Consider the following 24,053-nt stretch of genomic DNA (forward strand, 5'->3'; position numbering starts at 1 on the left):
TTTTCAACCTTCACGCCAGTAATGAACTTAAAGGAGAGTATGTAGGATATGGGTATTTTACAAGATCTTGAATTTCGCGGTCTAATTAATCAGCAAACAGATGCTGAGGGCCTTGAGCAATTACTAGAAAAAGAAAGCGTTAAATTATACTGTGGTTTCGACCCGACAGCGGATAGCTTACACATCGGTCATATGTTACCAGTATTAATGTTACGTCGTTTCCAATTAGCTGGTCACCAACCAATCGCACTTGTTGGCGGTGGTACTGGTATGATCGGTGACCCAAGTGGTAAAAAAGCAGAGCGTACATTAAATACGAAAGATACAGTTGCTTACTACACAGAAAGCATCAAAAACCAACTTTCAAACTTCTTAGAGTTCGAAAACGTGGACAACCCAGCAACAATGGCTAATAACTATGATTGGCTTGGTAACTTAGATGTAATTTCATTCTTACGCGATATCGGTAAAAACTTCGGTTTAAACTATATGTTAGCGAAAGATACAGTAGCATCTCGTTTAGAGACTGGTATTTCATTTACTGAGTTTAGTTACATGATTTTACAATCATACGACTTCTTAAACTTATACCAACACCATAATTGCCGCCTGCAAATCGGTGGTAGTGACCAATGGGGTAATATTACAGCGGGTCTTGAATTAATCCGTAAATCAGAAGAAGATGCGAAAGCATTCGGTTTAACAATTCCACTTGTTACTAAATCTGACGGTACGAAGTTTGGTAAAACAGAAGGCGGCGCAATTTGGTTAGACCCAGAAAAAACAACTCCTTACGAGTTCTACCAATTCTGGATTAACACTGATGATCGCGACGTTGTTAAATACTTAAAATACTTCACATTCTTATCTCATGAAGAAATTCTTGAGCTTGAAAAGCAAGTAGCTGAAGCGCCAGAAAAACGTGCAGCACAAAAAGCATTAGGTTCTGAAATGACAAAACTTGTTCACGGCGAAGAAGCGTTAGAGCAAGCAATTAAAATTTCAGCTGCACTATTCAGCGGTTCTGTAGCAGAACTGACTGCAAGCGAAATCGAACAAGGATTCAAAGACGTACCATCTGTAGAACGTACTGCAGAAGATACAGTATTAATCGACTTACTTGTAGAAAGCAAAATCTCTCCATCAAAACGTCAAGCACGTGAAGATGTAACGAACGGCGCAATCTACGTAAACGGTGAGCGTACACAAGCATTAGACTATGTTGTAACAGAAAACGACCGCATCGAAGGTAAATTCACAATCATTCGCCGCGGTAAAAAGAAATATTTCTTAATTCGTTACTAATCAGAAACGAATATAAACAAATAGTACCCCGAATTGTAGGCTGAAAAGTTTATGATTCGGGGTTTTTATGTATGAATTTAGATTACCTTACGAGTTCTTGTAAATAGAATATGAAGAATTAATACGAGCATATAAAGTAAGCTAATGAGCATAACGACAAATGCCGCGGGATAAAATTTTGCTGCATATATAAAGAAGTCAATTTGATAAATATCTTGGTAATTTGAAACAGTGCCTTTAAAGTAATTCGTAAACTTAGCGCTATATTTCCATTCATCAGGATAATCTATTAAATTACTTCCCTGATACCAACTTATAAGTGCCGAAGTAATAAACAACATAAATGAACTTCCGAGTTGAACCATTTGGTTTATTGTCAAAAAGTATCCACCTCCTATTTTATGGTTATTATAGCGTGCATTCGTATGCCTGTAACCTTTTTGTTGTAATCTCCTTTTCGAGTTCATACGGAAATCACATGTAAGCGGTATGATAAACGTATAACAAATAGAAAGGAGTGGTAAAACGAAATGTCACTAGAAGCGCTCATTATTTTTTCTTTGCTAAATGCGGGTCAGCTTGCAGAGAATTCGAAGGTGGATATACATAAAGAGCAGAAAGATGCTTATGTATATGTTCAGAAAGAGGAAAATAAATAACTTTAATATATATAAATAAAAGCTACTCGAAGTAACTGTTTTGGTTTCTTCGGTAGCTTTTTACATTATGAATAAAGAGGAATAAGTTCATCATCCACAGCTGCATTGATTGCAATTTTAAAAAGTCTGTGGAAAAGTTGAACGGTACTAGGTTTATATTTCTTTAATAGTTCATTAATATAAACACGCTTGTAAGTTGATTTATCTAATTCAGCTAATTTATATTTACCGAGCAGTGGCTTCATTTGATACTTAATAGCATTTTCTCGTTGTGAACATGAAGAGATTTTCCATTCGTTTTTATGAGTTTCGTACCATATATCTAACCATTCTGAAATAGTTAAATTAGAGTTTTTAACCTGTTTAACCTCGCCATTTAAGATACTGGTCTTCACTTCAAGTAGATCTCGATAAGCCTCGTTTTCTGATTTATACCCTTGTTTATATTTTTCTCGCCTTTTTCCTAATGAATCATAATATCTATGCCAAAAACACCATAGTTTTACACCTTTAGTATTGAAATAATAGTATAATTCAGGGGCTTTCTTTGTTTTATATAACTTCATCATGTATCTTCCCTTTCGTGCGTGGGCAAACGCTATCGGGGATAGACTTTTAGTTATTAATAATTTTTATCTTCATCATTATAAGCATCTTCGAAAGCTGTATTTTCTTCATCTTCTTTAGATACAAATTTTTTCCCATAGAGAAACCCATTTATCATGGCAGTTAACTCGCGAGTATCTTGTTCATTAAGGGTTAAGCCGTTTTCCTTATATACTTCAATGTTCACTTTGTTTTCTTTATCTACAATCTAAAGAACCTTTTATTAGAGATGTTAGTATGTTTCCGATTGATCTAGACCATTATGTCTTTATGAAGAAGAAGTGGCATGTTTCTGTGGGAGTAATGGTTAGAAGAGCATATAATTTAGGGGTAATCACTTTCAATCAATATTCATATCTGCAAAGACAAATGAGTAAAAATGGTTGGAGAAAAAAAGAACCATTAGACGGACAATCTAAGCCTACAAGTCCAGTTTTAATTAAAAAATCAATTCTTGCATTGCTTGAAAATGATGTTTTTGATGGTAATAGCATTTTAGAAGAACTTTCAAGTGAGTACCAATTAAGCCTACGTGAAGATATGTTTGAAGCATTGACTGGTTTAGAAGAAGGTACACTGGCTAACTTTAGGAATGATAGATCTAATGTTGTGTTAGCACTGAAAAGAAATAATAAATCGAATAGAACAGTATAATATAAATAATAAAAGAAACACTGAATGGGTATATATTTCATTCGGTGTTCTTTTTTATTTTTTTGGATAAGCCCCCCTACCAAAAATTAAAATTTGTCCTCTGGGGAGGATAGGTAGCGTAGGGGGCATTTCTATCGTTAGACAACATTAAAAAAACAAAGGGGGGGTGTGAAATGTCTACGAAATTCTATAAATTATTACATAATAAAAGCCACAACTCATATGAGTGTGACTTAAATGTTTTTATTCAACCTCAGCCTCGAAGCGTAAATTGATTAAAACTCAAATGAAACCATAAGATATCTAGCAGGATTTATTTTCCTAGATTTGAAATTGTTATATCAATTTTGTTTCTTTTTGCAGTGTTTAAAGCGTTGCTTAGTAAATCTAAAAAAGTTGTACCTGTTGGAGTAGCATGGTAATTGGCTAAACTAGTTATTTTATTAGGGATTTTATTTCCCCAAGGTGGCTGTTTTTCCGTGTGCTCAATATCCCAAATGACTTCTGCAGGAGGTAATTCACTTAAAATTGTTCTTATCTCTTCTACATTTTGAAGTGCTTCTTCTGTGTCCTCCCAACGTAACTTGTCGAAATATAAATTCTTCATTAATAGTGGGTACTTAGTGCCCCAACCTTCAGACTCTGTATGATATGACATGGTTGAAAAAAAGCTATGTAAAAAATCAGGGTGTCCTGTTTCATAGAAAAATATATCTACTTTAAATCCTACTGCCATTAATATCAATCCTCTCGCTTAAATATTACCTCGGGTGTTTCTTTAGACTTTTCTCTTATTTTTCTTACGATATCAAATAAAGCCTCTTCAGGAACAGTTTGTCCTCGTATATCAATGATGACAGTTTGCTTTGTACCTATAGGTAAATTATCAACCCTATCATTAACTTGTTTAACAATAACTCTAACTAGGTTACTTCTTTTTGATGAAGTAGACAAGTCATAATTTTTCACTTCCAAGCTGTGACCCTTTGTGTAAAAATCAGGTCTTGTACTACCTTTTGTAACTTTTGAAACTTCTTCTCTATCTTTAAAAGCAACTTGATCGTCATAATTAGGATACTCCTTACCTACGTCAAGTTCTGACTGTCTCCAAGATGGCCTAGCAAACATGAGATAACCACTTAAATAATTTCCCCAATGTCCTGATGGTGGAAGTGTACTTAATATTCCTTCACTAGTGAGACCACCACCTGCAAGAGCAGGTTGTAAACGTGGTGGAAAAGCTTCAGTTACTTTGTACATGTTTGCTCCTCTAGCAAGTTTAGAAGCCTTATCAAGACCTTTCCCACCAAGTAACCCTAGACCGACTGATGTTACTAAATAAGAACCCCAGCGGAATCCACTTTCGACATCGCCATGCCAAACGTCATTCATAAAAGAATCTGAGAAAGCGTTCCACATAGCAGGAAGAGTCTCATCATAATTGACAATAGCATCCCACATGTCTGACCATGTTTCACCGTCACCTAACGCTTTAAATCCTTCCCAAGCATCTCCAACACCTTTTCCTGCACCATCATAAAGACCATCCCAAGCTTTCTCTAAATCAGATTTTGGTTTACCACACATTGCACCTTCTTCAATTGAATTATCAGCCTGACGCTTCCTATCTTCTGTAATCGCCTGGATAGAAGTCGTCCATTCCATATTCAATCCTTGTGTACTAAATGTACCACTTGCGGGACTAAAACCTTTTCCACTTTGGACTTCTGCAAGACCTGTTGCAATACTAGCGGCTAATTGAATTGCTGTACTATAGTTATCGCTAGATGTTTGATTAAATTCATATAGATGTTCTAACTTTTCTTGTAGTTTACGCTTCATGACAGCAAAAAGGTTTACCATAGTGTCCATGTCAGGGATTGGCATAGCCTGATTGATTGCTTCCGTACTTGCTATCATTCGATCAATTTCTCGAATTTGTTCTAATATTTCTTGTTCAATTACATCAGTTGAAGCTACCTGTGATTGAAATTGACTTGGAAAGGCATCGTTCTGACGGATTAATTCTTCACATAAGTAAATGATTCCTTGTGCTAAAGGGCGAAAAGTTTCTGCGAAAAATGCTTTTGCACTATCGTAAGTTTGTCCTTGTAGAACGGTATCACTTGTAAAAGCATCAATCGACTGAATAGCTTGTTCCATACCTTGAATGGTAGCGGTACATATAGCATTCATACTTTGTGTTTGGGTATGTACTTCCCCTAAATACATATTTAAACTCAAAGATCTCCCCTCCTTTTTAATAAGTAAATCATACCAATTTAAGGAGATAATTGTAAAACTTATATTTCCATAAATTCACGGTCAAAATAGAACTTGTCCATTAAGTTATTTCATATATTATTTAGCTAACATATGAAATAAAGGTATTAACATATCTCAAAGCGAACTTACCCATATTTCAAATGATAGGGGAGACATTAAAAAATTCAAACTCACATTTTTTATTATGGAATGTGAGTTTGAAAGTTGGAAGTGAAAAGTTTGAACTTTTATTGATCAGATAAAATTACAAGCTGGTTTTTGTGATACAAATGGGCAATTGTATTCATGAATTGTCTAATTTTCCCGCCTGAAATCCGATATGTACATACTGCGCATACAGCGATATGCTGTCCCGGCTTTATATCTTCTGGCGAAAGTGTTTCAGAATCGAAGTAAATAGATGGTGAAGGAATTTGCTCTATACCATTACTGCTAATTCCTTTTTTTCCCCAACGAAGGTTTATAGCATATTTCCCTGACATTTCTATATATCGCACGCTGTCTACAATGCCTTCTATACAAATGGGATGTCTGTTTTCCCATTTTAGTTGTTTGACGTAATTGCACGATTGTATATAACGGTCAGGTTCATAATAAAAATCACTCCAATTCATTTTTTTTCCGTGCATTTCAATTTCTATAATAGAGTGTAGCTCATTCCGGTTTTCTAGAACATTCCGCAGCTCGATTACTTTTTTCATGGTTGATAAGTAAGAGTTTAAATTTCCGTTAGAATGATAAGTTCTATTTTTTTTGTTTAGTTCTTTTTTTTGATTATTCTCTTGTTTTCTCTCTTGATTCTTTAATGTTTCTAAAGGTTCATGGATCATTGTTAAGCGAAATGAAAAAGTTTTACCTTCTACGCTTTTTAAAATATCATCATCAGAGTCACGTGCTATTACTTTAATCTGACCGAGTGTATTGTATGAACAGAATTCCTCATGATTTATACTGCCTTTTCGATAAAAAAGTGATGGAATTTCTGTTTCATTTCTCATGTGTCTTGTACGATGCGCTATAGGTATTCTGCAATCCACACATTCTAATCCTTGTTTTAAATGCTTATTTACAGGTTTATCTATTTCTTGGGCTGAAATCTTTTCGTTCAAAATCGTCGAGTAAGCTTCTTTCATTGTTACTGCCATTCTTTCGCCTCCTAATAAATAAAGTTTACTGTCATAATAAAATATAGTTATATAGGATATTTTACCATTATTGATATTTGAAGCGGTTAAGTTTTTCCATGGAAGAACGAAAAGTGCTTAATATTTGAAGATAATTTATTAAGAAATGGATGGAGAATTTACTTAGCTATGAGTAGGTTCTTTTTTATTTGATTGAAAAAGGTATTAATGTAAATTAAAACGAACTTATCCATATTCAAACTGAAAGGGTGAGTCGATGATTATTAGAGAAGGTATTGAGGTAACTAGAATTACCTTAGATGGCTATGAATTGCCTATTCCAGAAGGGTATTCTGAGTTTCTACTTCGTGCTGGATATTGGGGAATTGGTGAAAAAATAGAAAGAATTAATCGTGAAGAAATTCTAGCAGATTATGATAGAAAAGTTGTTCTGAAAGATGGTAAGTTATGCACCATATTAACTTACAAAGGAAATAAAAAGAAAAGAGGTAAAAAGTCATGAATGAAAGGGAGGATCTTGAGGAAAGAAGAGAACGAACGGTATTGGATAATCCACCAAGTGAAGAAACAAAGTTGAAAATGGTTGAATTTTTAATGAAAACAATGGTTCCTCGTGTATTAGCTGCTCGTAAGGTTGAAGAGGAAGTTGAAAAGAAAGGGGATAAAGAAGGTGAAGAAATAAAGCTTAATAGTTGATATAATTTAATTATATATTATATTAACGGGGTGAAGCTTGATGGCAATAACAGATACAATAAAAGGGATAAAAGCATTAGCTGTAGGTATGGAAAATGTAGAATTAATAAGTAAACTAATGGACCTACAAACACAAGCATATGAAATTTTAGATGAAAATAGAGAACTAAGACTGAAGTTGGAAGAAATTCAACGTACTGATGAAATTTCTCATGATTTAGAGTACCTACCGGACTTTTATTATAGAAAGAGCGATGGTAGTGGCCCGTATTGCCCTACATGTTGGGATGTAAATAAGAAACTGGTTAATGTTCCAATCCTAGATGCTTATACTCGAGGATGGTCGGGGACCTGTAGAAATTGTGGTGCAGCACATCTTCGTGTACCAGAGTCTAAAATTCCAAAAAAATAATGTGAAATTAAGTCACACAATCGGTGTGGCTTTTTATTATTCCTTGGAGATGTGTATGTGAAAATATAGGGAGAATAGCATTTGCCCACGCTTATTTTATCCAAAAAGTTCCCCCAAAAACCTCCCCCAAATCATTAATTTTATTTAAGTTGTTTTACAAAGCATCAGAATAGAAAAAAACCCTAGAAACGTTGTAATAACGCTTTTTCTAGGGTTTTTAATACTGTCATCTACTAAGCGATTGAATTAACGAGAGTAGAACTCTACGATTAATGCTTCGTTGATTTCAGCTGGTAACTCAGCGCGCTCAGCGTGACGAGTGTAAGTAGCTTCTAATTTGTCAGCATCGAAAGTTAAGTATTCTGGTACGAAGTTGTTAACTTCGATCGCTTCTTTAACAACAACAAGGCTGTTAGATTTTTCGCGAACGCTGATAGTTTGACCAGGTTTTACACGGTAAGATGGGATATCTACGCGAGATCCATCAACTGTGATGTGACCGTGGTTTACTAATTGGCGAGCTGCACGACGAGTGCGAGCTAAGCCCATACGGTAAACTAAGTTGTCAAGACGAGCTTCAAGAAGGATCATGAAGTTTTCGCCGTGCTTACCAGGCATTTTACCTGCTTGGTCAAATGTGCGACGGAATTGACGCTCAGTCATGCCGTACATGTGACGAAGTTTTTGTTTCTCTTGTAATTGTAAACCGTATTCTGAAAGTTTCTTACGTTGGTTAGGACCGTGAGGACCTGGTGCGTAAGGGCGTTTTTCTAATTCTTTTCCTGTGCCGCTTAGAGAGATTCCAAGACGACGAGACAGTTTCCAAGCTGGACCTGTATAACGAGCCATAGTTGACTCCTCCTTTAAAAATGTTTTTATTTACGTAAAATAAAAACAGACGTAATCGATATTTACGGGCATTTTGTTTTCATGTACCTTCGCTCCAGCAGCAGGGAGTTACGAGATACACCTCCGTAGAGGAACAAAATACAAACGATAAACTCACATTACAAGGCTGCCTTTTTATTTTACACAAACGCTATTATATCTTTTACCCAGAGTTTCGTCAAGCGAGTACGTTTTTGTTTTATGCATATAAATTTTGGAAATTAACAAGAAGGAATTTAAAACAATATAAAAGAAGAGATAGAAACACAAATAAAACGCTTACATAAAATGTAGTAAAAACGTTCATCAAATTTTTGTTGATGGATATGCGGCAATAAAAACATAAAAGGGGATGTTTTTATGAAAAAGAAGCATATGGAGACAGCGTTAATTCATCACGGTTATACATCTGAGGAACATAAAGGAAGTTTAACACCACCTTTATTTCAAACGTCTACATTTACATTTGAGACTGCGGAGCAAGGAGAGGCGAGTTTTGCGGGAGTGGCCCCATCTTATATTTACTCAAGGCTTGGAAATCCAACTGTGAAATTATTTGAAGAACGTATGGCGGTGTTAGAAGGAGGAGAAGAAGCACTTGCCTTCGGATCCGGTATGGCAGCTATTTCGGCAACTTTAATTGGCTTTTTAAAGGCTGGAGATCATATTATTTGTTCAAATGGATTATATGGATGTACGTACGGTTTTTTAGAAGTGTTAGAAGAGAAGTTTATGATTACGCATTCGTTTTGTGATATGGAGACAGAAGAAGATCTTGAAAGTAAGATTCGTCCCAATACAAAGCTTATTTTCGTTGAAACACCGATTAATCCAACGATGAAATTAATTGATTTAAAACAGGTGATTCGGGTTGCGAAGCAAAATGGCTTACTTGTCATTGTTGATAATACGTTTTGTTCACCTTATTTACAAAGACCGCTTGAGCTTGGCTGTGACGCTGTTGTTCATAGTGCGACAAAGTATATTGGTGGCCACGGTGATGTTGTAGCAGGTGTAACGATTTGTAAAACGAAAGCGCTAGCTGAAAAAATTCGCCCGATGCGAAAAGATATCGGCGGTATTATGGCGCCGTTTGATGCGTGGTTATTGTTACGCGGATTAAAGACGTTAGCTGTAAGAATGGATCGCCATTGTGATAATGCAGAAAAAATCGTATCGTTTCTAAAAAATCATGACGCGGTAGAAGGTGTTTGGTATCCAGAAGGAGAGTTAGCATCTCGCCAAATGAAGCGGGGCGGCGGTGTTATTTCTTTTTCAATAAAAGGCGGAAAAGAAGAGACGCAAGCGTTTATCAATGATCTACACTTTATTACGATTGCGGTAAGTTTAGGAGATACAGAAACGTTAATTCAGCATCCAGCGACGATGACGCACGCCGCGATTCCAGCTGAGTTAAGACAAGAAATGGGGATTTATGATAATTTAATACGTTTATCTGTCGGTTTAGAATCGTGGGAGGATATCGTTTCTGACTTAGAGCAGGCGTTAAAGAAAATATCTACTGTGAATCAATAAAAAAAGAGGGAGCTATCGGTTTCGTACGTGATGTACTGAATCGATAACTCCCTTTTTCTTGTTACATATGTTTTAGGAGTGTTTCCACAAACTTTTCTAAATAGCGCTGATCTACTTCGTCGAAACGATTTTTTTCAGGACTATCAATATCAAGTACACCGATGACAGTTCCTTCTTTCACAATCGGTACGACGATTTCTGAATTCGAAGCACTATCGCAAGCGATATGTCCTGGGAATTGATGAACGTCTGCTACAAGCTGCGTTGTTTTCGTTTCGGCTGCTGCGCCGCAAACGCCGCGTCCAAATGGAATGCGCACGCAAGCAGGCATTCCTTGGAATGGTCCAAGAACAAGCTGATTTCCTTCTGTTACATAAAAGCCAACCCAATTCACGCGATCTAAAAATTGGTTTAATAATGCGGACGCATTTGATAAGTTTGCGACTACGTTTGATTCGCCAGTTAATAATGCATCCAATTGTTTAATTACTGTCTCATATTGCTGTTCACGAGATCCTGCATAACTTTCTTTAGTAAACATGGAAACAACTCCCTTTTTATCGAGATGTGTAAAATATTAGCAAAATACGATGTATTTCACATGACTTTGTCGATAGAAAATTAAAGGAATTTGTCTTAAAAGTCAAGAAATTTACACTATAGCTGTTCAGTGAGAGGAAGTGAGCGCATGAAACAGACGAAACAAAAAGTAATTGATGCGGCAATATCGTTGTTTAATACGAAAGGGTATGACGGAACGTCGGTGCGAGACATTGCAAAGCGAGCGGATGTGAATGTAGCGAATATTTCATATTATTTTGCTGGAAAGCAAGGTTTATTAGAACAGCTTATTACTGATTTTTTAGAAGGATATATTCATGTGATTGAAATGTCGTTTGAACAGAGAGAGTATTTGTCGGCTAAAGATGTGATGGTGCAAATGGTGCGCGGGATTTTACGATATCAATTTGAAAATAGGGAGCTGACACGTTTCTTCTACCGAGAGCTTTCGCTTGATACGACGTTAATTCGTGAAGTGATGACGATTTATTTTTCAAAAGAAAGATATTATATAGAGCAAATTATTAGACAAGGGCAGACGAAACAAGAGTTTCAAAAGGTATCTTTTACAATGTTTATGACGCAATTAAAAGGCATGATGAATATGCCGTTTTTATATCCGCAATATATATCAGAAGTATTGCATTCATTCCCGTCCGAGACATTCTTCTTAGAAATGTACACGAAAGAAATTGAGCAATGGATGGAACAAGCGTTATGTAAAACGAATGTGTATCAGGAATGGCCAAGAGCTGTTCATATGTGAAAAATCCCCACCTAACGAACTGAGGTGGGGATTTTTGTGCTTTCTTTTCTTTGCCATAAATTGTTGCATAATAGCGCGATAATTGTTAACGAGGCGCCGACAATTTCAATTTTGTCGACTGTATAACCTCGAAAGATGGAACCACTAAGTGCAAGCACAGGAACTAAGTTCATAAATAATATGCCGTTAATAGATGAAATATAGCGATTTCCTGTGTTCCAGCAAAATACAGCGATAACACCTGCAATAATCGACATATACACGAGTTCAAAACGAACGCTCATAATTGTACGAAGTGACGGTACAGTAACGATGTTTGTGTAAGTGAAGAAAGTGACAATAATGATGAGTGAAATCGAGCCGAATAAACAAGTTAACGTCGTGTACCTCAGTGGTGACCAAGATTGAAAACGAGCCCCGCCGTTCGTGTAAATGACCCAGCAAGTAACGCCGCATAGCATAAGTATATTTGTTGAGAGGTGACTGGCAGCTCCAAATAATAAGTAAATATTTCCCTTTGAAATGACAAGCATAACACCGATTAATGCAACGAACATACAAATGAAAGTGTAATTTTGTGGGCGTTTGTTTTTTGTTATCCACTGCAATAATAAAGCGATGAGCGGCATAAGAGACTGAATCATCGCTGCATGGATGGCTCCAGACGGTCCGGCAAGTTGTTGGCCGTAAAAAATGAGGAAACCATATCCAGCGAAACCGACTGTTCCGTAAAAGAATAAAGAAAGTGTTCTTTTTTCTAAGCGGAGTGAAGTTTTCCCCTCAGTAATTAATAGCAAAATAAGAAAAATAATAGCCGCTGATCCGTATCGGATAGTTGTGAAGAAGAATGGATCAATAAACTGCAGGGCATTTGCCATGACAGGAAACATAAATCCCCAAGCTGTTACGGCAAGTAAGCATAGGAGGGATCCGAGTAGTATTTGTTTTTTGTCCAAGAGTATCTTTCCCCTTTACATTTCGTTATAGTAAGTTGATGAAATAAGTATAAAGAGTAATTGTTTATAGAAGGAAATATCGATTTTTTATGGCAGTTATAACTTTTTGTTAGAGGTGTGTACGATGGATTTGGATGCAGTACAATCGTTTATTGAAGTAAAGAATATGCGAAGTTTATCAAAGGCGAGTAAGCTTTTACACATTTCCCAACCAGCGCTTAGTAAACAAATTCAAAGACTAGAAGCGGATTTAGAGGTTACTTTACTAAGGCGCTCTGCGCAAGGAGTGGAGTTAACAGCGGCAGGAGAGTTATTTATAACAAGAATGTTGCCGATTTTGAAACAGATACAAGAAGTGAAAGCCGAAATGAAGAAATTTCAAGAGAAGCGGAACATTTCTATAGGCGTATTGCCAAGTTTAGCAGCGCATTATATATCAAAATGTAAAGATATATTAGGCGACGGATTCGAAGTGGAATGGAAAATTGAGCATACGAAAGTATTGATGGGACTCTTTAAAGAACGGAAGATTGAAGCGATGTTCGTCGATTCAGTAGTAGAAGGTGCTACGTTTATAAAAGAAATGCGAGAAGAGAAAATTGTTTGTGTCGTTTCAAATGATCATCTTTATAAAGTGAAAACAGTAATCCGAATGGAAGATTTGCAAAATGAAAAGTTAATCGTATACCCAGAAATCTGTGATGTAAGGAAAATGATTACGAACATGTTTCAAGGGATAGGTGTGAAACCAATCATTGCGTTTGAAACTTCTTATGCAGAGCCGATGCTTGCGATGGTCGGAGCTGGACTTGGTATTACGTTACTTCCAGAAATGGTAGTAGAGCAAGCGATAAAGCAAGGGAATGTGCATGCGATTCCTATTGAACCACCACTTGTGCGCAAAATTTATTTCGCATCTCATATAGAAGAGAACCTGTTACTACAATCATTTGAGGATAGGTAGAGGAGTAAGCTGAAGATTGAGAAAGATTACAATTGCATTGAAAGAAACATGAAATTTTAAAAAAAACTAGGTCAAAAACAAGCCATTACATGGTATGATTAGTACATTGTTAGTTGTTAAATATAGGGGAATTCCCTTTTTATACATAATGCCTTCCATTTCATAAACGGAACGGACAAAAAAAGAGATATAACTAGGAGGCTTTTTTGCATGGATTCTATCCTGACGATCGTTATCATTGTAGTAAGCTCTATTCTAGTGCTGCTCATGATAGAGCTTGTGATAAGAAATCGTTCATATAAAGATATTGAGGCACTGGAGCAGTGGAAACAAGAAATAAAAGATAAACCTGTGGCAGATGAACTAAAACGGGTAAAAGATTTAAATATGACGGGTCAAACAGAAGAGCTGTTTGGTAAATGGCGTGAAGAATGGGATGAAATTGTATCAACAACCCTTCCGAAAGCTGACAAAGATTTAGCGCAAGCGCGAAAATTCGCCTCGCAATTCTCCTTCCGAAAAGCAAAACATGCAATGAATGAATCCATAAGTGGTTTAGATGACGCTGATAATCGTATTACTGACATTTTAAATGAATTACAGCAATTGTTAGAAAGCCATGAGAAAAATAGTTCGGAAATTGAAGGATTACGTGATACATATCGTAGTATGAAGAAGAGTGTTCTTGCTCATAGACATATGTATGGAGCAGCAGAGCAGAAAATTGAAGAGATGCTAGACGCTGAATCTAATAAGTTCAAAACTTTTGAAGAAGCAACCGATAATGGTGATTATTTAAAAGCGAGAGAGATCGTTATTAGTTTGGAAGAAGGTTTAGCAGAATTAGAAATCATTATTCACCAAATTCCAGATTTATTGGTAGAATGTCAGGCGACATTACCAGTTCAGCTGGAAGATTTATTACAGGGACATAATGATATGGTAAGACAAGGCTATGTATTAGAGTATTTGGAAATTCCTAAAGAAGTTCGTGATATGACGACACAACTACACACATGTTTAATGGATATACAGGAGCTGCACATAACAGAAGCAGCTGAAAAAGTAGAAAACTTAAAAACTCGTTTAGATGGTTTCTATGATCAACTTGAGCAAGAGGTGCATGCGAGACATTATGTGGAGCAAAAAACACTTTCTGTTTATGAAGATTTAGAAGAAATTCGCACTGAAACAATTGAAACGAAAACAGAAACACAACTTGTGAAACAAAGCTATCAATTGCAAGATAAGGACATTGAATCTCAAAAAGTAATTGAAAAGCAAATGCACATTTTAACGAAACGTTTTGAAGTGCTGCAATTACGCGTTGCGGATCAAGATATTGCCTTCTCTATTATTCGTGAGGAACTAGAAGAGATTTATGAGCAATGTGAAACGTTGAAAGTACTTCATGCAGAGTATAAAGAAATGCTACAAACGATGCGTAAAGAAGAATTTGAAGCGCGTGAGAAATTACAAGAAATGCGAAATACAATTGTAGAAACGAAGCGCTTTATGCAAAAATCGAATTTGCCAGGTCTTCCAGAGAGTATTATGGAAGATTTACAAAGAGGACAAATGGCGATGCAAGCTGTTTATGAGCAATTAGAAGTGAAACCGTTAAATATGAACGCTGTAAATAGTAGTTTAGAAGAAGCATACACAACTGTTAATGGTGTAGCTGAAATGACAGAAGAGTTAATTGGACAGGCGTATTTAGTTGAAAAATTAATTCAATACGGTAACCGTTACCGCAGTCACGATGAGAACCTGGCAGAAAGTTTAAACTACGCGGAGAAATTATTCCGTGAATATCAATACGATGCAGCTTTAGAACAAGCGGCTTCTGTACTAGAACAACTTGAACCTGGTGTTGTTCAAAAAATAGCTGAATATGTAGACAATGAACAAACCCTTTCATAAAGGGTTTGTTTTTTTGTGTAATTTTGAAGACGATGTTGCTATAATGAATAGCGGAATACAGTAAGGTTGTTCGTTTGAAAATATAACGGAACCTTTGAGTAGTCTTAGCGTAATTACACGTATTTGTGATATGATTATATGATGTGATAGCGCTGAAAGGGGAAGAACGATGATCTATTTTGATAATAGTGCGACGACGAAGCCATATCCAGAAGCCCTTCAATCGTACGTAACGGTTGCTGGAAAATATTTTGGAAATCCTTCTTCCATTCATTCGCTAGGAGGAGAGGCAGAGCGTCTATTAACACAATCAAGAACAATTGCAGCGCAGCTCCTTCACGTTAAACCTTCTGAAATTATTTTCACATCAGGTGGAACGGAAGGGAATAACCTTGCGATTAAAGGGATTGCGATGAGGAATCGTTCGCGCGGCAAACATATTATTACAACGAATATTGAACACGCGTCTGTGTTTGAAGCATATAAGCAATTAGAAGAGCTTGGGTTTGATGTAACATATTTACCGGTTAACGAGCATGGTGTTGTATCGGTAGAAGATGTAAAGCAAGCGCTTCGTGAAGATACGATTCTTGTGTCCATTATTCATGTGAACAACGAGACTGGAGCAATTCAGCCTGTTGCTGAAATTGGAACGTTATTATCGAATTATCCGAAAATAAGATTCCATGTGGACAATGTACAAGGGATAGGAAAAGTACCGCTTGATTTATACGCTTCTCATATTGACCTTTGCTCAATATCTGGACATAAATTCCATAGTGTAAAAGGAACGGGCCTTCTTTATGTACGTGATGGCGTAAGGTTAGATCCAATTTTATCAGGCGGTCAACAAGAGCTTAAATATCGCTCTGGTACAGAGAATTTACCCGGCATTGTAGCGATGGTGAAAGCACTTCGCATGACGATGGAACAAGTGAAAGAAAAGATAGCTCATTTGCAGAGTTTACAAACAGAGCTTGTCCGTTTCTTTAAAGAAATGGAAGATGTAACGATCAATACGTCGCTTGCATATGCAGCACCGCACATTTTAAATGTATCATTTGTTGGTTTAAAACCAGAAGTGGTCGTTCATGCTTTAGAAGAGCACGGTGTTTATGTATCAACGAAGTCTGCTTGTTCTTCAAAAGCAAATGAAGTGAGCAGAGTGTTAGTGTCAATGGGAGTACCGCATGCCGCAGCTGCAAGTGCGATTCGCATTAGTTTGGCACCAGAAAACACGATGGAAGAAGTAAAGCAATTTGAAGGTATTGTAAAAGAGACGATGCCAAAATTATATGAAGTGATGAGGTAAAGGAATATGATGACATATGAATATATTTTAGTGCGTTACGGAGAAATGACGACTAAAGGTAAGAACCGTTCTAAATTTGTAAGCACATTAAAAGATAATGTGAAGTTCAAACTGAAAAAATTCCCAAATATTAAAATCGATGCAACACATGACCGTATGTACATCCAATTAAATGGTGAAGATCATGAAGCGATCTCTGAAAGATTGCAAGATGTATTCGGTATTCATAAGTTTAACCTAGCAATGAAAGTACCATCAGAACTAGAAGACATTAAAAAAGGTGCATTAGCAGCTTTCCTACAAGTAAAAGGCGATGTGAAAACATTTAAAATTACTGTACACCGTTCTTATAAGCATTTCCCAATGAGAACGATGGAATTATTACCTGAGATTGGTGGACACATTCTAGAAAATACAGAAGATATTACTGTAGATGTTCACAATCCAGATGTAAATGTACGTGTAGAAATTCGCAGTGGTTATAGCTACATTATGTGCGATGAGCGTATGGGAGCTGGCGGTTTACCAGTTGGCGTTGGCGGAAAAGTAATGGTACTTCTTTCTGGTGGTATCGATAGCCCGGTAGCAGCGTACTTAACGATGAAACGCGGCGTATCTGTGGAAGCAGTTCACTTCCATAGTCCACCTTTCACAAGCGAGCGTGCAAAACAAAAAGTAATCGATTTAGCACAAGAGTTAACGAAGTATTGTAAACGTGTAACGCTTCACCTTGTTCCATTTACGGAAGTGCAAAAAACGATTAATAAAGAAATTCCATCTAGCTATTCAATGACGGTTATGCGCCGTATGATGATGCGTATTACAGAGCGCATTGCTGAGGAGCGTAATGCACTTGCAATCACGACTGGTGAAAGTCTTGGACAAGTAGCAAGCCAAACATTAGATAGTATGCATACGATTAATGAAGTAACAAACTACCCAGTTATTCGTCCGCTTATTACGATGGATAAATTAGAAATTATTAAAATTGCTGAAGAAATTGGAACGTACGATATTTCGATTCGTCCATACGAAGATTGCTGTACAGTATTCACACCAGCAAGCCCAGCGACGAAGCCGAAGCGTGAAAAAGCAAATCGTTTTGAAGCGAAATACGATTTCACACCGTTAATCGATGAAGCTGTAGCAAACAAAGAAACAATGGTATTACAAACAGTAGAAGTAGTGGCGGAAGAAGAAAAATTCGAAGAACTTTTCTAAAACCATAAATTACCATATATAAAACGTGTATGAAGTCATGTTATTTATCACACTCTATACTCACAAGGAGGTGATATAACATGGCACGTAGCACAAATAAATTAGCGGTTCCTGGTGCTGAATCAGCATTAGACCAAATGAAATACGAAATCGCTCAAGAGTTTGGTGTTCAACTTGGAGCTGATGCAACATCTCGCGCTAACGGTTCTGTTGGTGGCGAAATCACTAAACGTCTAGTTTCACTAGCTGAGCAACAATTAGGCGGTTTCCAAAAATAATCCCATATATGATGGCTTAGAAAGAGCGGGTTCTCCCGCTCTTTCTTTTTGTTGTTTGCATCGGGATACATTTATCCCGCTTTAACGGGCAGTAAGACCCCCACCTCAAAATTCAGCGGAAGCAAAGAAGTTAGGTGGGGGATCAACTGTCCGTAAAAGTCCGATTGGTTCAACTAATAATCAGTGGGGGATGAACAAAACCCCTACTGATTAAAGTTTCACTTTATTTCGACATAGGCGTGAAAAATTTGTCAAAAGAAGAGGGTTCAAAATTAACTGAAAATTCTTTATTATAAAAGGGAGGCATAGAAATGAAGGAGGATATTTTATGAAGAGAGAGGAATTATTGGCGCCATCGTCTTATAACTTAGTTTCTGAAATAGAGAAATATACAGGTGATAAAGAGAAGCTTGCTTTAATTTGGCAAGATGATAAAGGGAATAGAAAAGAAGTTACATATTGTGAATTAATGCAAGGTGCGAATAAAATTGGAAACGCTTTTATAAAAAGTGGTTTACAAAAAGGGGACAAGCTTCTCATTATGATGCCGCGCTTAATTGAAGCCTATATGACGTATATTGCTGCGATTAAAGCGGGGTTTGTTGTAATCCCAAGCTCGGAAATGTTACGCAAAAAAGATATCGAATATCGCATCGGGCATGGGGAAGTAAAAGCAATCGTAAGTTATGAGCCGTACATTGGACAGTTTGATGATATAGAAGCGATGGAATCTCTTCAAAAATTCGTTCTGAGCGAGCAGTCAGTAGATGGATGGGTGAATTTAAAAACAGCGTTAGAAACAGAAAGTGACATGTTAGAAATGGCGAAGACAGATAAAGAAGATATGGTCTTTTTATCTTACACGTCAGGAACGACAGGAAACCCAAAAGGTGTCGTTCATACGCATGCGTGGGCATATGCTCATTTACGTACGAGCGCCCCAAATTGGCTCGGAATTGAAGAGAATGATGTTGTATGGGCGACGGCTAGTCCGGGCTGGCAAAAGTGGATTTGGAGCCCGTTTTTAGCAACTCTCGGCTCAGGGGCAACGGGATTTGTATATCACGGTAAATTTGAACCGAAAACATATTTGAATTTATTAGATGACAATAAAGTGAACGTGCTTTGTTGTACGCCGACTGAGTATAGATTAATGGCTAAGGTAGAAAATTTAAATACTTACAACTTAGAAGCGTTACATAGCGCTGTATCAGCAGGTGAACCACTAAATAGGGAAGTTATTGAAACGTTCCAAAGGCATTTCGATATTACAGTGAGGGATGGCTATGGGCAAACGGAAAACACATTACTTGTAGGGACAATGAAAGGGATGGACATTAGGCCAGGATCAATGGGAAAACCGACGCCAGGCAACCATGTTGATATCGTAAATGAGGAAGGTATTCCGGTTCAGGTAGGAGAAGTTGGTGATATTGCAGTTCACATTGAAACACCAGCCCTCTTTAAACAATATTATAAAGATGATGAGCGTACAGCGATGCAATTCCGTGGTGATTATTATATTACTGGTGACAAAGCGAAGAAAGATGAAGACGGCTATTTTTGGTTTGAAGGACGCGGAGATGATATCATTATTAGCTCTGGCTATACAATCGGGCCGTTTGAAGTAGAAGATGCACTTGTAAAACATCCATACGTAAGAGAATGTGCGGTTGTTGCAAGTCCAGATGAAATTCGTGGAAGTGTCGTGAAGGCATTTATCGTATTAAGAGAGAATATAGAAAAGAAAGAAGAAACATTGATTCCAGTACTACAACAACACGTCAAAGAACTTACTGCACCATATAAATACCCTCGCAAAATTGAATTTGTAGATGAACTACCAAAAACAATTTCAGGAAAAATTCGCCGCATTGAACTTAGAAACAAAGAGATGGAGCTTCCTTCAAAATAATTTCGAAAATAGTGTAGTAAATAGTTGAATGAAATGTAAAACATATGATAATATAAAAACGAACACAAGTTCGATTTTATAAATTAAAAAAATGAGGTGTCCGTATGATTTTAGGTATTAATCCGTACTTAGTTTTAGATGGTAGTGGGCAAGAAGCTGTACAGTTTTATAAAGAGGCGTTAGATGCAAAAGTAGAAGTCATGCAAACTTTTGGTGACATGCCTGAAAATCCAGAATATCCGATTCCAGCTGAAGCGAAAGAGCGCGTTTTACATGCTACTTTAAAAGTTGGTAATACGGACCTTATGATTTCTGATACATTCCCAGGGAAAGGGCATGCAATCGGATCTCAAGTAACAATCGCAATTCAAATTAGTAATGCAGAAAAAGCGAAAGAAGTATTCAACAAGTTACAAGAAGGTGGCGAAGTTATTATGCCACTTCAAGAAACGTTCTGGAGCCCAGCATACGGACAACTAAAAGATAAATTTAGCATTGAATGGCAAATTACAACGTCTACTACTGAACAAAAATAGTTTTGGGGAAAGCACCATTTTTAATTGAAATGGTGCTTTTTTTATACGAACAAATTTCGTAGACTAAAGAGAAAAGGGGATGAGCATATGGGGGAAATTTGGTATGGCGGCAACATTTACACGATGAGAGAAGAAAATGAAAAAGTGGACGCTGTTTACGTTGAAAACGGTATGATCGTTGATGTTGGAAGTAAAGAAGAGTTAGAAAACCGATATGTTGCGGTTACATTGCACGATTTAGAAGGTAAAACAATGATTCCAGGTCTCGTGGATAGTCATATGCATCTTATTGGTCATGGGGAGAGGCTACTTCGTCTAGACTTATCCAATTGTATATCTTATAGCGAAGTGCTTACTCTCGTTCAGAAGCGAGTAGAAGAGGCGCCAAAAGGGTCTTGGATTATTGGAGAAGGATGGAATGAAAATAACTTTACAGATACAAAAGACGTTCACGCGCGTGATTTAGATGCCATTTCGAAAGAACATCCCATTTTATTAAAGCGAGTTTGTCGTCACGTTACATGGGTGAACTCATACATATTGCAAAAAGCGAACATAACAGAAAAGACAAAAGACCCGAAAGGCGGGAAAATTGGCCGTGATTCATCAAATATGTTAACAGGACTTTTATATGAACAAGGGCAAGAGTTAATTAAACATGTGCAGCCTGAAATTGATGAAGCTTATTTACGAAGAGCGCTGCAAACAGCGATTAAAGATTGTTGGCAATATGGACTCGTTGGCGGGCATACGGAAGATTTAAATTATTACGGTGGTTTTAGAAAAACGTATAATGCGTGTTCTTATGTCATAAAAGAAATGCCATTTAAAGCGCACTTACTCGTTCACCATGAAGTAGCGAATGAACGAAAAGAATATGAAAATGAGCACTATATTGAATTTGGTGCGATGAAAATTTTTTCTGATGGCTCTTTTGGCGGAAGAACAGCTTTATTAAGTGAACCGTATGAAGATGAGAAAGAAACGAATGGCGTTGCAATCTTCTCACGTGAAGAGCTTGCGGAGTTAGTGAAAAAAGCACGAGATTTACATATGCCAGTTGCCATCCATACAATTGGTGATTTATCACTTGAATACGTCATTGATGCACTCGAATTATATCCGCCAGCAAAAGGATTACGTGACCGTATTATTCATTGTCAGCTTGCTCGTGAAGCGTTGATTGAACGAATGAAACACTTGCCAGCTATTATCGATATTCAGCCTGTCTTTGTATCATCGGATTTCCCGTCAGTGATTGAAAAACTAGGAGAGCGTCGTCTCCGTTACGCATATGCTTGGAAGACGCTCTTAGAAGCTGGATTACACTGTAACGGTGGCTCTGATGCACCCATTGAACAAGTAAACCCCTTTTTAGGTATATATAGCGCTGTTACACGTAGAAGTTTTATTGACGGCGTATGTTATATGCCAGAAGAAAGGCTAACAGTATATGAGGCTGTTTCTTTATTTACAACAGGAAGTGCCTATGCAATCGGAAAAGAAGCGAAGCGGGGACAAATTACAAAAGGATATGAGGCAGACTTTACGATAGTAGACCGCAATATTTTTGAAATCGAGGCAGAAGAAATAAAAGAAGTACAAGCAGCGATGACCGTTATTGATGGGAAGATTGTTTATAGCAAAGAAGCGTAAGAATAGATCAACGATGACCGAAATATATCGACTTACCGACAAAAGGTGACGAAAACCGCGACTGATAGCGAGAGAAAGAAAAACCGTCGCATTATGGAATTCCCATAATGCGACGGTTTTTTAATACTATAAAAACGTTCTCTGTACTTTTTCCCAGAACGAATTATTTTTTAATTTAACTGTTTTAATTTGTTTATCACTTAAGCGTACAACGGCTTTTTCCACTTGTTTAATGCTAAGCGCTTCGTTATCCATACCGATAACAGGATAATCGTTACCGTCTGGTCTTAGTTTTAAAGTTAATGTACGTTCGTGATTTAAAATGAACGGTGAACCAAGTGTACGGTATGTGTTGTTATTTAAAGACGCTAATTCACTTACTTGGAAGCAAGGGATAAGCGGGTCAACAACTGCACCACGTAACGATTTATTGTAAGCTGTACTTCCTGTTGGAGTAGAAACAACTAAACCGTCACCTCTAAATGTTTCGAAATATAAATTATCAACGTGAACATCTACAACGAATGTTTTAATAATGCTAGAACGTAATGAGAACTCATTTAAACAATGGAAAGATGTGCTGCCATCCACATCTACCTGAATTGTTGGATATTTTCGCACTTCAATTTCATTTTTTGTAATTTCTTGAAGGGCTGTATCAACGTGATCAATATGGAAATCGCAGTAGAATGAAATTTCATCTTTCGTAGAAATTCCTGCGTATAAGCAATCTTCTCTAAAACCGGTTTTACGAACGGCTTGTAAGAAAGTTGCATCATCTCCAACACTGACGATAGCGTTTGCATTTTTTGGATGATCTAATATGGTAAATCCATTCTCTTCTAAAATACGATAGATTGGTTTCATTTTTTCAACGAGCTTTGCTTTGTCATCACCATAAAAGAAAAATAAATTGCGACGATCTGCCATTATGTATCCCTCCACTGCAGTTAAATTTTCTATGCTTCGTGCTACATATCATTAGAGTCCGTTCCCTGACGATATGTTCAAATAATATATTTCGATATAAATTGTCAAAATACCTTTTTGTTTTTAGAAAAATTTTTATATTCAATCTTATAAAACGCTGTTTAATGATGAATAAAGTTGTCGATAATGGGTACGGAGTGAAAGGATGATACGTATGAAGTGGCTCGTAATTGGAATAATAATTCTTCTCCTTTTTATTTTGTTTATACTATTGTCGAAAATAAAGCTTAAGGTGACATTTTTATATTCAGAAATGGAAAAGCAATGTTTGCTTCAAGTAAAAATATGGATGATTCGATATACATTTGATGTGTTGGAAAGAATTGAGAAACAACAGAAGAAAACAGGACAAAAAATCGAAAAAGCTGAAGAGGACGGCGGACTTGATAATAAAATTATGGCCCAACTTGATAGCATTGGGGAACTGATAAAAAGGCTTCAAGAAGTTCATACTATTGTTAAAGATTTTCTCAAACGAGTGAAAATCAATGGTTGGAAATGGCATACGCAAATTGGAGCAGGCGACGCAGCTAGTACTGGAATTGTCACAGGATATGCATGGGGGACAAAAGGAATGGCTGCTGGAGTTGTAGGACAATATATGCATATTGTCGACGTACCAGAATTTGAAATTACTCCTGTTTTTCAAGGGAAGGGATTTGCATCAAGATGTGAGTTAACAGCATCTTTTCGTATATTCCGTACTGTAAAAACAGCGGTAAAATTACTTGTGTTTATGAAGAAGCAAAGATCTGGTATGGAAGAAAAATCTGTTCAAGCATAGGGGG

The 24,053-nt window shown here is 36.9% G+C and carries 26 protein-coding genes and 1 pseudogene; 17 read left to right on the top strand and 10 right to left on the bottom strand.

Going from position 1 to position 24,053, the window contains the following annotated elements; all coding sequences use genetic code 11:
• The first annotated feature begins 48 nt into the window (after positions 1 to 48).
• Positions 49 to 1,305, top strand: coding sequence for a tyrosine--tRNA ligase (gene tyrS / locus DN410_RS21620; RefSeq protein ID WP_000512081.1), 1,257 nt, complete (start codon positions 49 to 51; stop codon positions 1,303 to 1,305).
• Positions 1,306 to 1,382: 77 nt separating this feature from the next.
• On the opposite strand, the gene DN410_RS21625 is transcribed toward tyrS, so the two are convergent.
• Positions 1,383 to 1,685, bottom strand: a complete 303-nt coding sequence (locus DN410_RS21625; protein WP_149178008.1) for a YjdJ family protein — start codon at positions 1,683 to 1,685, stop codon at positions 1,383 to 1,385.
• 150 nt (positions 1,686 to 1,835) lie between these two features.
• Here DN410_RS21625 and DN410_RS21630 point away from each other — a divergent pair, with 150 nt between their 5' ends.
• Entirely contained in the window at positions 1,836 to 1,964 is a 129-nt protein-coding gene (locus tag DN410_RS21630; protein ID WP_000050940.1) for a hypothetical protein, read from the top strand.
• 77 nt (positions 1,965 to 2,041) lie between these two features.
• On the opposite strand, the pseudogene DN410_RS21635 reads toward DN410_RS21630, so the two are convergent.
• Positions 2,042 to 2,530 (bottom strand): annotated as a pseudogene (locus DN410_RS21635) (tyrosine-type recombinase/integrase); the annotation flags it as partial.
• 56 nt (positions 2,531 to 2,586) lie between these two features.
• A complete protein-coding gene (locus DN410_RS21640) occupies positions 2,587 to 2,757 on the bottom strand; it encodes a hypothetical protein (RefSeq protein ID WP_255446788.1) in 171 nt (56 codons plus the stop codon).
• Between the two features lie 83 nt (positions 2,758 to 2,840).
• Here DN410_RS21640 and DN410_RS21645 point away from each other — a divergent pair, with 83 nt between their 5' ends.
• Positions 2,841 to 3,224: a hypothetical protein gene (locus DN410_RS21645; RefSeq protein ID WP_255446789.1), complete on the top strand. Its 384-nt coding sequence runs from the start codon at positions 2,841 to 2,843 to the stop codon at positions 3,222 to 3,224.
• Between the two features lie 313 nt (positions 3,225 to 3,537).
• Here DN410_RS21645 and DN410_RS21650 read toward each other — a convergent pair whose 3' ends face one another.
• From DN410_RS21650 to DN410_RS21660, 3 genes are all read right to left on the bottom strand, one after another.
• A complete protein-coding gene (locus DN410_RS21650) occupies positions 3,538 to 3,960 on the bottom strand; it encodes an immunity 70 family protein (RefSeq protein WP_149178009.1) in 423 nt (140 codons plus the stop codon).
• 5 nt (positions 3,961 to 3,965) lie between these two features.
• Positions 3,966 to 5,468 carry a T7SS effector LXG polymorphic toxin gene (locus DN410_RS21655; protein WP_149178010.1) on the bottom strand — a complete coding sequence of 501 codons (1,503 nt, stop codon included), beginning with the start codon at positions 5,466 to 5,468 and terminating at the stop codon, positions 3,966 to 3,968.
• A 269-nt stretch (positions 5,469 to 5,737) separates the two neighbouring features.
• Entirely contained in the window at positions 5,738 to 6,655 is a 918-nt protein-coding gene (locus DN410_RS21660) for a hypothetical protein (RefSeq protein ID WP_149178011.1), read from the bottom strand.
• A 256-nt stretch (positions 6,656 to 6,911) separates the two neighbouring features.
• Between DN410_RS21660 and DN410_RS21665 the strand changes: the two genes are divergently transcribed.
• Genes DN410_RS21665 through DN410_RS21675 form a run of 3 tightly spaced genes read left to right on the top strand, consistent with a single transcriptional unit; the run spans position 6,912 to position 7,763 of the window.
• A complete protein-coding gene (locus tag DN410_RS21665; RefSeq protein WP_149178012.1) occupies positions 6,912 to 7,157 on the top strand; it encodes a hypothetical protein in 246 nt (81 codons plus the stop codon).
• Positions 7,154 to 7,351: a hypothetical protein gene (locus DN410_RS21670; protein ID WP_149178013.1), complete on the top strand. Its 198-nt coding sequence runs from the start codon at positions 7,154 to 7,156 to the stop codon at positions 7,349 to 7,351. The genes DN410_RS21665 and DN410_RS21670 overlap by 4 nt, the downstream gene beginning before the upstream one ends.
• Positions 7,352 to 7,391: 40 nt before the next feature.
• Positions 7,392 to 7,763: a hypothetical protein gene (locus DN410_RS21675; protein ID WP_001018599.1), complete on the top strand. Its 372-nt coding sequence runs from the start codon at positions 7,392 to 7,394 to the stop codon at positions 7,761 to 7,763.
• A 246-nt stretch (positions 7,764 to 8,009) separates the two neighbouring features.
• Here DN410_RS21675 and rpsD read toward each other — a convergent pair whose 3' ends face one another.
• On the bottom strand, positions 8,010 to 8,612 hold the full coding sequence (gene rpsD, locus DN410_RS21680; RefSeq protein WP_071710345.1) for a 30S ribosomal protein S4: 603 nt from the start codon (positions 8,610 to 8,612) through the stop codon (positions 8,010 to 8,012).
• Between the two features lie 399 nt (positions 8,613 to 9,011).
• Here rpsD and megL point away from each other — a divergent pair, with 399 nt between their 5' ends.
• Positions 9,012 to 10,187: a methionine gamma-lyase gene (gene megL, locus DN410_RS21685; protein WP_149178014.1), complete on the top strand. Its 1,176-nt coding sequence runs from the start codon at positions 9,012 to 9,014 to the stop codon at positions 10,185 to 10,187.
• Between the two features lie 61 nt (positions 10,188 to 10,248).
• Here megL and DN410_RS21690 read toward each other — a convergent pair whose 3' ends face one another.
• Positions 10,249 to 10,728 carry a GAF domain-containing protein gene (locus DN410_RS21690; protein ID WP_149178015.1) on the bottom strand — a complete coding sequence of 160 codons (480 nt, stop codon included), beginning with the start codon at positions 10,726 to 10,728 and terminating at the stop codon, positions 10,249 to 10,251.
• Between the two features lie 147 nt (positions 10,729 to 10,875).
• Between DN410_RS21690 and refZ the strand changes: the two genes are divergently transcribed.
• A complete protein-coding gene (refZ, locus tag DN410_RS21695) occupies positions 10,876 to 11,514 on the top strand; it encodes a forespore capture DNA-binding protein RefZ (RefSeq protein WP_149178016.1) in 639 nt (212 codons plus the stop codon).
• Between the two features lie 11 nt (positions 11,515 to 11,525).
• Here the strand turns inward: refZ and DN410_RS21700 are convergent, their stop codons facing one another.
• The gene (locus DN410_RS21700; protein WP_149178017.1) at positions 11,526 to 12,470 is read right to left on the bottom strand and encodes a DMT family transporter; all 945 of its coding nucleotides are present in this window, start codon (positions 12,468 to 12,470) and stop codon (positions 11,526 to 11,528) included.
• A 124-nt stretch (positions 12,471 to 12,594) separates the two neighbouring features.
• Here DN410_RS21700 and DN410_RS21705 point away from each other — a divergent pair, with 124 nt between their 5' ends.
• The 8 genes from DN410_RS21705 (at position 12,595) to DN410_RS21740 (ending at position 22,275) form a co-directional block, all read left to right on the top strand.
• Positions 12,595 to 13,434 (top strand): LysR family transcriptional regulator, encoded by an 840-nt coding sequence (locus tag DN410_RS21705; protein ID WP_149178018.1) that lies wholly within the window; start codon positions 12,595 to 12,597, stop codon positions 13,432 to 13,434.
• Between the two features lie 210 nt (positions 13,435 to 13,644).
• Positions 13,645 to 15,357 (top strand): septation ring formation regulator EzrA, encoded by a 1,713-nt coding sequence (ezrA, locus tag DN410_RS21710; RefSeq protein ID WP_149178019.1) that lies wholly within the window; start codon positions 13,645 to 13,647, stop codon positions 15,355 to 15,357.
• A gap of 169 nt (positions 15,358 to 15,526) precedes the next feature.
• Entirely contained in the window at positions 15,527 to 16,669 is a 1,143-nt protein-coding gene (locus DN410_RS21715; RefSeq protein WP_149178020.1) for a cysteine desulfurase family protein, read from the top strand.
• 6 nt (positions 16,670 to 16,675) lie between these two features.
• Positions 16,676 to 17,890 carry a tRNA uracil 4-sulfurtransferase ThiI gene (gene thiI / locus DN410_RS21720; RefSeq protein WP_149178021.1) on the top strand — a complete coding sequence of 405 codons (1,215 nt, stop codon included), beginning with the start codon at positions 16,676 to 16,678 and terminating at the stop codon, positions 17,888 to 17,890.
• Positions 17,891 to 17,970: 80 nt separating this feature from the next.
• Positions 17,971 to 18,168 carry an alpha/beta-type small acid-soluble spore protein gene (locus tag DN410_RS21725; RefSeq protein ID WP_000124490.1) on the top strand — a complete coding sequence of 66 codons (198 nt, stop codon included), beginning with the start codon at positions 17,971 to 17,973 and terminating at the stop codon, positions 18,166 to 18,168.
• Between the two features lie 328 nt (positions 18,169 to 18,496).
• The gene (gene mbcS, locus DN410_RS21730) at positions 18,497 to 20,083 is read left to right on the top strand and encodes an acyl-CoA synthetase MbcS (protein ID WP_149178022.1); all 1,587 of its coding nucleotides are present in this window, start codon (positions 18,497 to 18,499) and stop codon (positions 20,081 to 20,083) included.
• A gap of 104 nt (positions 20,084 to 20,187) precedes the next feature.
• Positions 20,188 to 20,619 carry a VOC family protein gene (locus DN410_RS21735; protein WP_149178023.1) on the top strand — a complete coding sequence of 144 codons (432 nt, stop codon included), beginning with the start codon at positions 20,188 to 20,190 and terminating at the stop codon, positions 20,617 to 20,619.
• 87 nt (positions 20,620 to 20,706) lie between these two features.
• A complete protein-coding gene (locus DN410_RS21740; RefSeq protein ID WP_149178024.1) occupies positions 20,707 to 22,275 on the top strand; it encodes an amidohydrolase in 1,569 nt (522 codons plus the stop codon).
• A gap of 126 nt (positions 22,276 to 22,401) precedes the next feature.
• Here DN410_RS21740 and DN410_RS21745 read toward each other — a convergent pair whose 3' ends face one another.
• Entirely contained in the window at positions 22,402 to 23,205 is an 804-nt protein-coding gene (locus DN410_RS21745; protein ID WP_087986429.1) for an NAD kinase, read from the bottom strand.
• Positions 23,206 to 23,410: 205 nt separating this feature from the next.
• On the opposite strand from DN410_RS21745, the gene DN410_RS21750 reads away from it, so the two are divergent.
• Entirely contained in the window at positions 23,411 to 24,049 is a 639-nt protein-coding gene (locus DN410_RS21750) for a DUF2953 domain-containing protein (RefSeq protein WP_149178025.1), read from the top strand.
• The last annotated feature ends 4 nt before the right edge of the window (positions 24,050 to 24,053 follow it).

Source organism: Bacillus sp. SH5-2 (genome assembly GCF_008368905.1).
Taxonomy (GTDB): domain Bacteria; phylum Bacillota; class Bacilli; order Bacillales; family Bacillaceae_G; genus Bacillus_A; species Bacillus_A luti.